The sequence below is a fragment of the Marinobacter sp. LV10MA510-1 genome (genome assembly GCF_002563885.1).
Taxonomy (GTDB): domain Bacteria; phylum Pseudomonadota; class Gammaproteobacteria; order Pseudomonadales; family Oleiphilaceae; genus Marinobacter.
Genome location: NZ_PDJA01000001.1, coordinates 3,527,061 through 3,538,977, shown reverse-complemented (window position 1 = coordinate 3,538,977; position 11,917 = coordinate 3,527,061). Strand labels below are relative to the sequence as shown.

At 56.9% G+C, this 11,917-nt stretch carries 14 protein-coding genes; 6 read left to right on the top strand and 8 right to left on the bottom strand.

The window, feature by feature from the left end; genetic code table 11:
• Window positions 1-40: 40 nt before the first annotated feature.
• The 3 genes from hemB to ATI45_RS17080 all read right to left on the bottom strand — a co-directional run bounded on the left by hemB (window position 41) and on the right by ATI45_RS17080 (window position 2,282).
• Complete coding sequence (gene hemB, locus ATI45_RS17090) at window positions 41-1,030, bottom strand: porphobilinogen synthase (protein WP_098420837.1); 990 nt, start codon at window positions 1,028-1,030, stop codon at window positions 41-43.
• Between the two features lie 208 nt (window positions 1,031-1,238).
• Window positions 1,239-1,460: a hypothetical protein gene (locus ATI45_RS17085; RefSeq protein ID WP_098420836.1), complete on the bottom strand. Its 222-nt coding sequence runs from the start codon at window positions 1,458-1,460 to the stop codon at window positions 1,239-1,241.
• Between the two features lie 219 nt (window positions 1,461-1,679).
• Window positions 1,680-2,282: a uracil-DNA glycosylase family protein gene (locus tag ATI45_RS17080; protein WP_098420835.1), complete on the bottom strand. Its 603-nt coding sequence runs from the start codon at window positions 2,280-2,282 to the stop codon at window positions 1,680-1,682.
• Window positions 2,283-2,376: 94 nt separating this feature from the next.
• On the opposite strand from ATI45_RS17080, the gene ATI45_RS17075 reads away from it, so the two are divergent.
• Window positions 2,377-2,715, top strand: coding sequence for a DUF503 domain-containing protein (locus ATI45_RS17075; protein WP_098420834.1), 339 nt, complete (start codon window positions 2,377-2,379; stop codon window positions 2,713-2,715).
• An 87-nt stretch (window positions 2,716-2,802) separates the two neighbouring features.
• The gene (gene panP / locus ATI45_RS17070; protein WP_098420833.1) at window positions 2,803-4,458 is read left to right on the top strand and encodes a pyridoxal-dependent aspartate 1-decarboxylase PanP; all 1,656 of its coding nucleotides are present in this window, start codon (window positions 2,803-2,805) and stop codon (window positions 4,456-4,458) included.
• Window positions 4,459-4,560: 102 nt separating this feature from the next.
• Here the strand turns inward: panP and ATI45_RS17065 are convergent, their stop codons facing one another.
• Both ATI45_RS17065 and ATI45_RS17060 read right to left on the bottom strand, forming a co-directional pair.
• Window positions 4,561-4,827, bottom strand: a complete 267-nt coding sequence (locus ATI45_RS17065) for a hypothetical protein (RefSeq protein WP_098420832.1) — start codon at window positions 4,825-4,827, stop codon at window positions 4,561-4,563.
• Window positions 4,828-4,864: 37 nt separating this feature from the next.
• Window positions 4,865-6,427 carry an inorganic phosphate transporter gene (locus ATI45_RS17060; RefSeq protein WP_098420831.1) on the bottom strand — a complete coding sequence of 521 codons (1,563 nt, stop codon included), beginning with the start codon at window positions 6,425-6,427 and terminating at the stop codon, window positions 4,865-4,867.
• A gap of 228 nt (window positions 6,428-6,655) precedes the next feature.
• Here ATI45_RS17060 and ATI45_RS17055 point away from each other — a divergent pair, with 228 nt between their 5' ends.
• Complete coding sequence (locus ATI45_RS17055) at window positions 6,656-7,114, top strand: flavodoxin (protein WP_098420830.1); 459 nt, start codon at window positions 6,656-6,658, stop codon at window positions 7,112-7,114.
• Between the two features lie 48 nt (window positions 7,115-7,162).
• Here the strand turns inward: ATI45_RS17055 and ATI45_RS17050 are convergent, their stop codons facing one another.
• From ATI45_RS17050 to ATI45_RS17040, 3 genes are all read right to left on the bottom strand, one after another.
• Window positions 7,163-8,026 carry an acyl-CoA thioesterase gene (locus ATI45_RS17050; protein ID WP_098420829.1) on the bottom strand — a complete coding sequence of 288 codons (864 nt, stop codon included), beginning with the start codon at window positions 8,024-8,026 and terminating at the stop codon, window positions 7,163-7,165.
• Between the two features lie 87 nt (window positions 8,027-8,113).
• The gene (locus tag ATI45_RS17045) at window positions 8,114-9,334 is read right to left on the bottom strand and encodes an NAD(P)/FAD-dependent oxidoreductase (RefSeq protein WP_098420828.1); all 1,221 of its coding nucleotides are present in this window, start codon (window positions 9,332-9,334) and stop codon (window positions 8,114-8,116) included.
• Window positions 9,335-9,346: 12 nt separating this feature from the next.
• The gene (locus ATI45_RS17040) at window positions 9,347-9,514 is read right to left on the bottom strand and encodes a rubredoxin (protein WP_098420827.1); all 168 of its coding nucleotides are present in this window, start codon (window positions 9,512-9,514) and stop codon (window positions 9,347-9,349) included.
• A gap of 245 nt (window positions 9,515-9,759) precedes the next feature.
• Here ATI45_RS17040 and ATI45_RS17035 point away from each other — a divergent pair, with 245 nt between their 5' ends.
• The 3 genes from ATI45_RS17035 (at window position 9,760) to ubiA (ending at window position 11,871) form a co-directional block, all read left to right on the top strand.
• Window positions 9,760-10,317, top strand: a complete 558-nt coding sequence (locus ATI45_RS17035; protein WP_098420826.1) for a hypoxanthine-guanine phosphoribosyltransferase — start codon at window positions 9,760-9,762, stop codon at window positions 10,315-10,317.
• Window positions 10,298-10,888, top strand: a complete 591-nt coding sequence (locus ATI45_RS17030) for a chorismate--pyruvate lyase family protein (protein ID WP_098420825.1) — start codon at window positions 10,298-10,300, stop codon at window positions 10,886-10,888. The genes ATI45_RS17035 and ATI45_RS17030 overlap by 20 nt, the downstream gene beginning before the upstream one ends.
• Window positions 10,889-10,983: 95 nt before the next feature.
• A complete protein-coding gene (gene ubiA / locus ATI45_RS17025) occupies window positions 10,984-11,871 on the top strand; it encodes a 4-hydroxybenzoate octaprenyltransferase (RefSeq protein WP_098420824.1) in 888 nt (295 codons plus the stop codon).
• Window positions 11,872-11,917 lie beyond the last annotated feature (46 nt).

Sequence of the window (11,917 nt, the reverse complement as noted above, 5' to 3'; positions counted from 1 at the left end):
GCGCCCGCAGTGCGGGGCCTGAGCGACCCCGCACTGCGGATCATTTCTGTTTCATCAGCCGCGCGGCGCGAATAGCAAAGTAGGTCAGGATACCGTCGGCGCCGGCTCGGCGCATGGCCATAAGGCTTTCCATCATCACCGCATCGCCGTCCAGCCAGCCATTTTGTGCTGCGGCCATGTGCATGGCGTATTCGCCACTGACCTGGTACGCGAACGTGGGCACCTGCAACTCGGTTTTCACCCGTCTGACAATGTCCAGGTACGGCATGCCCGGCTTTACCATCACCATATCGGCGCCTTCGGCGATGTCCATGGCCACTTCGTGCAGGGCTTCGTCGCTGTTAGCCGGGTCCATTTGGTAAGTAGCCTTATTGCCTTTGCCAAGGTTGCCGGCAGAGCCTACTGCGTCGCGGAATGGGCCGTAATAGGCAGACGCGTACTTGGCGGAATAGGCCATGATGCGGGTGTTCACGTAGCCCGCTTCTTCCAGGGCTTCGCGGATCGCAATAATGCGACCGTCCATCATGTCGGACGGTGCAATCACATCGGCACCGGCTTCGGCCTGAGACAGCGCTTGTTTCACCAACGCATCTACGGTGATGTCGTTTAGCACATAGCCGTTGTCATCAATAATGCCGTCCTGACCGTGCGTGGTAAACGGGTCCAGAGCGGCGTCAGTAATCACACCCAGTTCCGGATGGGCCTGTTTCAACGCACGTACAGCCCGCTGCGCTAAACCCTGGGGGTCCCAGGCGCCAGAGCCCTGCAGATTTTTATGCTCGGCAGGCACCACCGGGAACAGAGCAATAGCCGGTATGCCCAACTCCACCACTTCGGCAGCCTGGGCTAATAGAAGGTCAATACTCAAACGCTCCACGCCGGGCATAGAGGCCACGGCTTCGCGCTGGTTTTCGCCATCCAAAACAAACACCGGGAAAATGAGATTATCAGGCAACAGCTGGTTTTCACGCACCAACCGGCGGGAAAAATCACTGGCGCGGTTGCGGCGTAAACGGGTGGCGGGAAACATGCGGGGAGTCAGATTCGACACGGAACCTCCAGATTGGGAAAAAGAGTGGCAAAATAGAGTGGTACGAAAAATAAAAGCCGGCTGCGAACGTCGGCACAGGTTTTTATGATACACCTCGGCCGCCAAGCTTGCAGTTGCGGTAACCGTGTAAACAAAAAGCCCGGGCAATGTCTCCCGGGCCTGGCATCACTTTCTGACTACTTTAGGCTTAGAGTGCACGGCCATTAAAACCTGCGTCCGCTTTGTTGCTGCCATCACTACGAAAGCCGTTCGCCACTTCACTGATGGTGCCGCCCCGGCTCAGGTAGGCCTCAATATCAGCCTGCAACTTAGCTCGAACCCGGGCACGACCCGCAATGGAATGGGTGTTTTCAGCGTCGGCAGACGAGCCGCCGGATGTCTCCAGACTGCCTTCGTCGAATTCACTCATATTGTTCTCCATCAACGAAAACCAAAAATACGAACGCTAAAGACCTCAGGCCGGCAGCATTCCATTTCGACAGAATTCCACATATTGGACTGTCTTGGCGTCTTTATAATCCGTAAACGATGACAAGGCTATTTATTGGCAAACACTTTTTTGTAATTTTTTGTAACAGATTTCAGCGCATTGATTTAGATAGCTATTAAATCCCGGGGCAGAACTGGCTCAGCGAACGTTCAACAAGCCCGCTACCCGCTGCTGAAGCGCTGGCACCACCTCGGCTTCAAACCAGGAATTACGGCGCAACCAAAGGTTATTGCGCGGGCTGGGGTGTGGCATAGGCAGCTGCGCCGGCCAGTACGCCCGCCAGTTCTGCACATTCGCCGTAACGGTTCGGGCAGGGTTCGCCAAGTGCCAATTGTGCGCGTATTGGCCAATCACCAGAGTCATGGCAACATTGGGCAGGCGTTCCAGCAGAGCGCTGCGCCAGGCCGGCGCGCATTCGGGGCGTGGAGGCAAATCACCGTTTTTACCGGTCCCAGGGTAGCAAAAGCCCAAAGGCAAAATGGCCAACTGGTGATCATCGTAAAAGGTCTCGCGACCAATACCCATCCACTGGCGCAGCCGATCGCCGCTGGGGTCGTTAAAGGGCAGACCGGTTTCATGCACCCGGCGCCCGGGCGCCTGGCCCACCACCAGAATCCGTGCCGACTCAGCCATCTGGATCACCGGGCGAGGGCCGTAGGGCAAATTTTCAGCACACAGGGTACAGGCCCGTACCCGACTTAATAACTGTTCAAACGGCAAACTTGCAAGTGAATCTGTCATCGGCGAACCTTGGCAAATTAGGGACACATTTTAACCGGGGACGGCAAGCCGGGGACAGATTTGAAATCTGTCCCCTATGCTGAAGGAATCGTGAATGTCTGACGCATTACGCAAACTGCTCAAAGAGTCGGCGCAGGCTCCGGCGATCACCCCACACATCGGCGTGCTCACCCTGCACTTTCAACTTTATGCCTGTGATGATCTGAAAGCCAAGCGCAAAGTGTTTGCGCCATTGAAAACGATCTGGGGCAAAGAGCCGGACCTGGCGGTGGCCGAAACTGACCATCAGGACGCCCTGGATTGCGCCACCTGGGCTGTCGTGGCACTGGGCTCGTCGTCACAGCAGATCAGCCAGCGCCTGGACCAGGTCGAAAAAGCCATCAGCGAACGTATTGATGCCGCCATTTTGGACGTCGATCGGCAGCTGCTGTAAAGCACACTTGATGAGGTGCCGCCCAATGTGGCGTAACCACTTTTCACGCCGTATACTACGGCTCCTCGAGACTGCGCGTGGCGCCCTATGACCGGAATTAAAAAATCCGCCCAGGCCTCTGTAGAGGCAATGTATCGTGTTTTCACGATTCCTGAGGCACCCGATTCTACCCTGAGCCGGATTGACCAGGACATATCCCGTAATCTTGCCGGTTTTCTTCAGGATCACATTGTTGCGGTAGAGCGCGACCTGGCCGACGTTGAGAAGAATTTCTCCGAATACAGCGTGCCAGAAAAGCCCATATTTGTGTCTGAGCAAACCCAGTTTCTGCTCGACAAACTGGTGGCGAACTCGGTACACACCGCATCACCGGCTTTTATTGGCCACATGACGTCGGCACTGCCCTATTTCATGCTGCCGCTGTCGAAAATCATGATTGCCCTGAACCAGAATCTGGTGAAAACCGAAACTTCCAAGGCGTTTACACCTCTGGAGCGCCAAGTGCTGGGCATGATTCACCGGCTGGTGTTCGAAGAAGACGGTTCGTTCTACCGCAAATGGATGCACAACCCCCGCTACGCGCTGGGCGCCATGTGTTCCGGCGGCACCGTTGCCAACCTGACAGCGCTTTGGGTAGCCCGCAACCGCGCGTTTCCGGCGGAAGGTAACTTCCGCGGCTTACAACAGGAAGGCCTGTTCCGCGCTTTGAAATATTACGGTTACGAGGGCGCCGCTATTGTTATGTCGCGCCGCGGCCATTATTCCCTGAGCAAAGCCGCCGACGTATTGGGCCTGGGCCGCGATGCTCTGGTGACTGTGGCAACCGACAGCAACAACCGTATCCAGATTGATGCGCTGCGGGAAAAATGCCTGCAGTTGCAGAAACAGAAAATCAAGGTGATTGCCCTCTGTGGCGTTGCCGGCACGACCGAAACCGGCAACGTAGATCCGCTGGAAGCCATGGCCGATATCGCGCGCGAATTCGGCGCACACTTCCACGTAGATGCCGCTTGGGGTGGACCAACCCTGTTTTCCCGACGTTATCGTTCGCTGCTAAAAGGCATTGAAAAAGCCGACTCGGTCACCTTTGACGCTCATAAACAGCTTTACGTACCCATGGGCGTGGGTTTGGTGGTGTTCCGCGACCCCAGCCTGGCCAGTGCGGTTGAACACCACGCCCAGTACATTATCCGCAAAGGCTCGCGGGATTTGGGCAGCACCACGCTTGAGGGATCGCGCCCGGGCATGGCGATGCTGATTCACTCTGGCCTGAAAATTCTGGCCCGAGAAGGTTATGAACTGCTGATTGACGCAGGCATTGGCAAGGCCCGAACATTCGCGGCCATGATTGATGAGGCTGAAGATTTCGAACTGATCACCCGGCCCGAACTGAACATTCTGACCTATCGCTACTGCCCGCCACAGGTCCGGCAGGCTCTGGAAGGTGCCGATGAAATGCTGGCGGAAAAGATCAACACCAGCCTGAACCGCATCACCAAGTTTATCCAAAAAACCCAGCGTGAAAGGGGTAAGGCGTTTGTCTCCCGCACTCGTTTGGAGCCAGACAACTACTTCAACTTCCCCTGTATTGTGTTCCGCGTGGTGCTGGCCAACCCGCTGACCACCGCTGACATACTGGCGGATATTCTGGCAGAGCAACGGCTGCTGGCCAGGGAAGAAGGTATTGCCGACGAAATGGCGATTCTGAACAACCTGGCTGCCGGCGCCAGGGCGCCAGCCTAAGCACTTTTAATCTGCTTTAACCAGGTCTAAACAGACAGAACAAACAATAACGGCGCCTTTCGGCGCCGTTATTGTTACAACTGTAGGAGCTTGCACCCGTGCTTAATAAAGCGCGTCTTCGTCGTCCAGCACTTCGTGAATAATATCCAGAAACATGCGGTCCGCATCACTCCACTTTTCCGGAATACGAATACTGGTGCTGGCGCTGATTTCCCGCGCGATAGCCTCGTCAGAATTAGGCTCGCCTTTGTGCTTGCGGGCAATGTCCATCGATCTGACCGCAATGGTGGGTTCGCTCATTACTTTCTTGATAAACACCCTCAGCTCGTTAATTATCCTGGCCTGGTTGCTTTCAACAGACGTACTCATAAGCTCACTCCCCTGTAGATCGAACTGTCATGGGACACTAAATCATTAGCCCGCGCAACGTGAAAAACAGTATTGCTGCCATCAATGCCGACGCCGGCACTGTAACAATCCAGGCCGTCGCGATACGGGTAAGGTGAGAGCGTTTCACCATCTCTTCCCGATAGATTTTCTTGAGTCGCTTGCGGTCGGTTTTTGTCAGTGGCACCTGTTTTTTATTTCTCTTCGCACGCTTGAGCAAGTTTTCCATTTCCTCGACGGACGCGTTGCGGAAATCATCCAGAAACGGCTTCAGCCGTTCGCGTTCCTCGAGGTCACGCTCTTCCATGATTTTATGAAGCTGGGTAGCGTAATTGGATTTCAGATATTCCCGCAGAAAACCAACGCCGAACACGCCGCCAATGGCGATGTGGGTGGAGCTTACCGGTAGCCCAAGCTGCGACGCCAGAATGACGGTTAAAGCAGCCGATAGCGCAATGCAAAAGGCGCGGGTTTTATCCAGCTCGGTGATTTCGCTGCCTACGGTTTTGATCAGTCGCGGACCAAACAGCATCAGGCCCAACGCAATACCCAGGGCACCTACCGCCATCACCCATAAAGGAATACTGGATGACGTCATCACGCCGCCGTTGGCTATGGCATCGTTTATAGCCGCCAGGGGCCCGATGGCATTGGCTACGTCGTTAGCACCGTGGGCAAAACTGAGCAGCGCCGCGGCAAAAATCAGCGGCCAGGTGAACAGCGTGTTTACACCGGCGGCGTTGTTTTCCATAGTCGCGGCTTTACGGTTAACCAACGCGCGTATCGCGAAGAAGGCCACCGCGGCAGCCACCAGACCCACCAGCGAGGCACCCATAAAGTCCAGCGACACGAGTTTTTTCAGGCCTTTGAGCATTAGATAGGTGCCAAACGCCCAGGCCATACCGGCCACCAGCCAAGGCACAAAAATGCGCGCTGCCGCGATAACATTGCGCCGGTACAGCACGGTGCGGTTTATCAGGTACAAAAACAGAGCTGCCAGAACACCACCCAACACCGGTGAAATTACCCAGCTGGCGGCGATTTTGCCCATAACCTCCCAATCCGCAATGCCCCAGCCTCCGGCCGCAATACCGGCCCCCAGCACCCCGCCCACAATAGAATGGGTGGTAGACACCGGAGCGCCCATCCAGGTGGCCAGGTTCAGCCAGAGCGCGCCAGCCAGCAGGGCTGCCGTCATCAACCAGACAAAGGAGCGGTCGTCACTCAGGTTAGACGGATCGATAATCCCGCCCTTGATGGTAGACACCACGTCGCCGCCGGCAATCAACGCGCCAGCGGCTTCAAAAACAGCCGCCAGAGCGACCGCGGCGCCCAGCGACAAAGCACCAGAGCCCACCGCCGGGCCCACATTGTTGGCAACATCGTTGGCACCGATGTTGATGGCCATATAGCCACCAATCACTGCAGCGGCCATCAGCAGCATGCCGTTTGGCAGGCCACTCGCAAACGAGCCTACCGACAACCAAACGCCCAGTAAAAACAACAGGCTGATTCCAACCCGAAAGCGTTCCGTGGAGGGGCTGGTAAGAAGTGTGTCCAGAAATCCGCTTGAACGGCTCATATCATGGAATATCTCATGTGGCATGGCGTCATCTGACTGCAGAAAAACTGCAGGCGGCACTATAAAATTTTTGCAATGAAATTGAAATAAATCCAGCGTAAGTCACCGTATTGCAAAAAACTATCGATCGAGGCTATCATCTCAACCTGGCAATGGTTGCAGCTGCTTCTCATTACCAGCAACTCACCACCAAAACCCAGACCTCACTCAATTGTTCGGAATTTTTCTATGAAAGCCATCCGCATTCTTGTTGGTAGTGTTTACGGTGGCGCTCTGATGAGTGCCCGCGCCATCGAAAATACACTGACGCCGCTCGGTTACCGTGTAACGGTTCTGGAAGAGCCACAGCTGTCTGACATTACCGACAACAATGACGCCCTGCTGGTGTGCACCTCTACCACCGGCCAGGGTGAGCTGCCCTCTAACATCCTGCAGTTTTATGTGGATTTGCGGGATCAGCTGCCACAGCAGCCAGGCCGCCCGTTTGGCAGCATTGTGCTGGGTGACAGCTCTTACGGCGATACTTTTTGCGGCGCCGGCGAACTGATCGAAGAAGCGCTCTACGAAACCGCCGCGCGTAAAGTGGGAGACACCCTGCGCATCGACGCCATGGAAACCATGGAGCCAGAGATCGAGGCCGCTGAGTGGGCGAAGGAATGGGTCAAGCAATTGGAAACACTTGCCTAAGACACGAACCAAAAAGCCAGTCAGAACTGCTCACTTCATTCGGTGCCGCTATTGGCCTTTTCGCAGGCGAATCAGGCCTTCCTGTGCACAAGACGCAACTATACTACCTGACGAATTGTAGAAACTACCGCGATTCAATCCCCGCCCGGCCGCTGCACTCGGGCTGTCTTTGTCATACAACAACCACTCATCCATGCGAAAGTCGCTGTGAAACCACATAGCGTGGTCAAGACTGGCTACCCGCAAGCCGGCATCCCAAAACTTGACCCCGTGGGGCACCAGCGACGTGCCCAGGAACGAAAAATCCGAGGCATAGGCCAATAAGCAGCGGTGCAGCACTGGGTCGTCCGGCAAGGTACCTCTTACCCGCACCCAGTCCTGGGCTCGGGGTGGGCGGGGTTCAGGGTTTAGCAGATCGCCCGGGGCGACCGGGCGAAATTCCACCGGGCGATCGCGCGTCAGCAAATGACGCAGGGCTTCAGAGACATGAGGCGCCAGCAGTTCGCCCAGCTCCTGCTCGGTTTTCAGGGTTTCCGGCGCCGGCACCTTCGGCATGTCAAGCTGGTGTTCAAGACCGGCTTCCTCGGTTTGAAAAGACGCGCAACAGGTTAGTATTTCCTTGCCTTCCTGGCGAGCGGTTACCCGCCGTACAGAGAAACTGCCGCCGTCGCGCACTCGCTCTACTTCATAATCAATAGGCATGCGCTGGTTGCCCGGGCGCAAAAAATAAGCGTGCAGAGAATGGCACAGGCGGTCTTCCACGGTGCGGCTGGCGGCCATCAGCGCCTGGCCCAGAACCTGGCCACCGAATACGTTGGGAAACCCCAGATCTTCGCTGTCGCCCTGGAAGTGATCTACGCCGGTAGCGCTCAGGTTCAGCAAGTCCACCAGTTTTCGGGTTATGTCCAGCATGCGGGTTCCTGTTGAGTGATAATAAGCAAACGACCTAAATTTTCACCCAGGGCGCGCGGCTTGGCAATGAAAACCATCAAATCGCTCTCAGGAAGCCGCACTATGCAACGCCGGCAACTGCCGCGACAGCGCCTGTTTCTCCACGGCAAAGCGACCGGTTAGCGCGAAGCCTAACAAAGCCCCGTCTGGATTATTAAACAGCGCTTTCACATGGTTACCATCCTGCTCGACCTGCCACTGCCCTTCTGCGCCCAACGGTGGTGGGTTTACCGCAGCCGGGCAGCAAGGTGTTTTAATCATCACCGGCATGGCCGGGTAGAGCACCTCGCTGCGCTCGCCGGCCAGGGTTTTTGCCAGCGCCCGGGCGCTGGCCATCAACGGCATAACATACAACAGCAGCTGGCCATCCACCTCGGCACAGTCGCCCAGGGCGTAAACATCCGGCGCCGAGGTTTCCAGCGCCCGATTCACCACAATGCCACGGTTAACCGCCAGCCCGGCCTGTTGTGCCAGCTCAGTTCGCGGCCGCAGCCCCACCGCCGAAATCACCACATCGGCCTGCAGTTGCTGGCCGTTGGCCAACGCCAAGGTTACTCCGCCATCGCCTCCCGCCGGCACTTGGTCAATGCGGTCAACCTGGGTGCCCAGGTGAAAGATCACACCCAGCGCCTCCAGTTCATTTTGCACGGCGCGAGCGGCCGGTTCAGGCATTAACGTGGGCATCACTGTTGCCGAGGGTGCAACCACCTCCACCTGATACCCGCCCAGGCGCAAATCATTGGCAAATTCACAACCAATCAGCCCGGCGCCCATTATGGCTACCCGTTCAGCGCCCGTCAGCGCCGCGCGGAAGGCGCGATAGTCGTCCAGGTCATTAATGGAATACACCGCATCGCTGCCACTGCCGGCCAGGTGCAGTGGTACCACTTCTGCACCCCAGGCCAGCACCAGCTGGCTGTAGCTTTGCCAGTGGCTTTCTAAACGAGAATTTAAACGAGAGCCCAGCTGAATCTGATGGGCCTGTGGGTTCAAAGCCGTCACCCGGGTGTGGGGCAACAGGTGCAGATTGAACTGCTCAGCCATCGACCGATGACCAGCCTGGGACAGGCCGTCGGCATCTTTGCCCTTGCCAAAGCCGGTGGACAGCATGGGTTTTGAGTAGCTGGTACCGTCATCGACGGTTACCAGCAATATGGCCGCGTCCGCGTTATGCTTGCGCAGCTCCCGCACCAGCGAGTAACCGGCCAGGCCACTGCCAACAATGACAATGGGATTAAGATTGGGATTGGGTTCGGAAGCTGTTGTCATGCTGTACCTGCCTCAGTCGATTTCAAGCATTTCAAAATCTTCCTTACCCACACCGCAATCCGGGCACAACCAGTCTTCGGGCACGTCATTCCACGCTGTTCCCGGTTTAATACCGTCTTCCGGCCAGCCTTCGGCTTCGTCATAAATCAGCCCACACACCACACATTGCCACTTCTTCATTACCTGCTCCTGTTACTATTACTGTTCGTAGCGATTGCCGTTCATCTACGCTTCAAATTGGCGACCGGGCCAATCGTACCGCGGAAAATACGCAGTCCTTAACGCCCGCCGCAGCCTTACGGCATGGTCAGTATGCCTGTTTTGCCCGTGTAGCCATAAATACAGACCTTTCCATAACGGGTTAACTCTCCCTTCACACCAATCGCTCCGGTATAATCGCCCGTTTTACGACAGGACCGCCCGTTATGATCGATACCGTCGCCGAAATGAAGCAGGTAATGGCAGAAGCCGATTGCCTGGTTCCAAATCAGCAGGTACAGGCCGCTATTACTGCTCTGGCCAGCGCTATCACCGAACGCCTTGAAGGCAGCAACCCGCTGGTTTTCTGCGTGATGAACGGTGGTCTGATCACCACTGGTCAACTGCTCACCCAGTTGAACTTTCCCGTTCAGGCCGAATACCTGCATGCCACCCGTTACCGCCAGGAAACCACCGGCGGCATTCTGGAGTGGAAGCTGCGGCCGGAAGCCGATATGAACGGCCGTATAATTCTGATTGTTGACGACATTCTGGACGAAGGCACTACCCTGTGCGCCATCGCCGATTATTGCCGCGCACACGGCGCCGCTGAAGTGCTGACCGCCGTACTGGTCGACAAACAGCACGATCGCAAATGTCGACCCGGCCTGAAAGCCGATTTCACCGGTATGGATGTCGAAGACCGCTTTCTGTTCGGCTTTGGCATGGACTACAAAGGCTACTGGCGCAACGCGCCTGGTATCTATGCTGTCAAAGGTCTGTAAAAAAAGCCCACCGGCGGCCTGCGCGCTGACTATCCCGCCCGCCTGCTGGTATCGCCAGCCAGCGGCCGCAGGCTTGCGCAACCCTCAGGTTCATGGCCCGGCGCGTTACTGGTTAAACGTTCAGGGCTCATTCACCCGGGCGTTGCAGCAACGCTGTCAGCAAAGCTTTCAGGTAGAAGTCGCCAGCGAAGGTTTTGCCCTGCCCCGCGCCGAAGAAGCCCGCAAGCTGAATATTCCCTGGCGCCAGCAGGCGTGGATTCGCGAAGTGCGCTTGTGCGGCGACGGCCAGCCCTGGGTGTTGGCACGTACGGTTATCCCCCTGGCTTGTCTGCAAGGGCCCGGCCGCCAGCTTCGCAACCTGGGCAATCGGCCCCTGGGCGCTTACCTGTTCAGCCACCGCCAGTGGCATAGGGGCCCACTCGAAACCGGATTGTGCCAGGGCACCCATAGCGGGCAACCGCAACTGGCCCGGCGCTCGTTGTTTCACACCCGCAGGCAGGGCCGCCAGCATTCGCTGATGGTGTGCGAGTACCTGTTACCGCAGCTTTACAGCGGCGCAGAACACGCTTAATTCTGCCTGGGTTGGCAGTGACTTTTTGACCCGCGCCCGGCTCTGGCTATAATCCCCTGCACATTCACCGTTATTACCGACCAGCGAACCCTGTCATGCTAGCCAACGCCTTGCCCGATCACGTTCGTTTACGCCTGCGGGATTACGCCCTGCTGCTGCGCCTGAACCGCCCCGTGGGCACGTTATTGCTGCTGTGGCCCACCTACTGGGCGCTGTGGCTCGCCGCCGACGGCATGCCCAGCCTGAGCAACCTGATTGTGTTCACCCTCGGCGTGTATTTTATGCGCGCTGCAGGCTGTGCCATCAATGACTTCGCTGACCGTGAATGGGACAGGCACGTAGAGCGCACCAAAGACCGGCCGTTAACCACCGGCCGCATCCAGCCCTGGGAGGCCGTGGCGCTGTTTGTTGGCCTGGGCCTGGTATCATTTCTAATGGTGCTGCTGTTTACCAACAAGCTGACCATCTATCTGGCTTTTGGCGGCGCTGCGCTGGCGTTCATTTATCCGTTTATGAAGCGCTATACCCACCTGCCCCAGGTATTTCTGGGGGCGGCCTTTGGCTGGAGTATTCCGATGGCGTGGGCTGCCCAAACCGGTGAGCTCAGCCAGGTCACCTGGCTACTGTTTATTGCCAACGTTATCTGGTCGGTGGTGTACGACACCTTTTACGCCATGGTAGACCGCGAAGACGACCTGAAAGTGGGCATAAAATCCACCGCTGTGCTGTTCGGTGACGCCGACCGAATGATCCTGGGCATTCTGCAGACCACCATAATCACCATTCTGCTGCTGGTCGGCCAACAGGCCGAACTGGGCACTTTTTACTATATGGGTTTGCTGACCATGGCCTGCCTGTTCATTTACCACCAGTTTCTGGCCCGCGAGCGCGACCGGGCCGGATGCTTCAAGGCCTTTTTACACAACAATTGGGCGGGTTTTGCGCTGTTTGCCGGGCTGGCCGTTGATCGCATGCTGGCCTAGGCAAAAGCCTCGACCCGCTGTCACATGTCTGTAACAATAAGCGGGT

Coding starts and splice junctions, on each gene's coding strand:
- hemB (WP_098420837.1), bottom strand. CDS start 1,030: ATGTTTCCCGCCACCCGTTTACGCCGCAACCGCGCCAGTGATTTTTCC.
- ATI45_RS17085 (WP_098420836.1), bottom strand. CDS start 1,460: ATGAGTGAATTCGACGAAGGCAGTCTGGAGACATCCGGCGGCTCGTCT.
- ATI45_RS17080 (WP_098420835.1), bottom strand. CDS start 2,282: ATGACAGATTCACTTGCAAGTTTGCCGTTTGAACAGTTATTAAGTCGG.
- ATI45_RS17075 (WP_098420834.1), top strand. CDS start 2,377: ATGTCTGACGCATTACGCAAACTGCTCAAAGAGTCGGCGCAGGCTCCG.
- panP (WP_098420833.1), top strand. CDS start 2,803: ATGACCGGAATTAAAAAATCCGCCCAGGCCTCTGTAGAGGCAATGTAT.
- ATI45_RS17065 (WP_098420832.1), bottom strand. CDS start 4,827: ATGAGTACGTCTGTTGAAAGCAACCAGGCCAGGATAATTAACGAGCTG.
- ATI45_RS17060 (WP_098420831.1), bottom strand. CDS start 6,427: ATGAGCCGTTCAAGCGGATTTCTGGACACACTTCTTACCAGCCCCTCC.
- ATI45_RS17055 (WP_098420830.1), top strand. CDS start 6,656: ATGAAAGCCATCCGCATTCTTGTTGGTAGTGTTTACGGTGGCGCTCTG.
- ATI45_RS17050 (WP_098420829.1), bottom strand. CDS start 8,026: ATGCTGGACATAACCCGAAAACTGGTGGACTTGCTGAACCTGAGCGCT.
- ATI45_RS17045 (WP_098420828.1), bottom strand. CDS start 9,334: ATGACAACAGCTTCCGAACCCAATCCCAATCTTAATCCCATTGTCATT.
- ATI45_RS17040 (WP_098420827.1), bottom strand. CDS start 9,514: ATGAAGAAGTGGCAATGTGTGGTGTGTGGGCTGATTTATGACGAAGCC.
- ATI45_RS17035 (WP_098420826.1), top strand. CDS start 9,760: ATGATCGATACCGTCGCCGAAATGAAGCAGGTAATGGCAGAAGCCGAT.
- ATI45_RS17030 (WP_098420825.1), top strand. CDS start 10,298: ATGCTGTCAAAGGTCTGTAAAAAAAGCCCACCGGCGGCCTGCGCGCTG.
- ubiA (WP_098420824.1), top strand. CDS start 10,984: ATGCTAGCCAACGCCTTGCCCGATCACGTTCGTTTACGCCTGCGGGAT.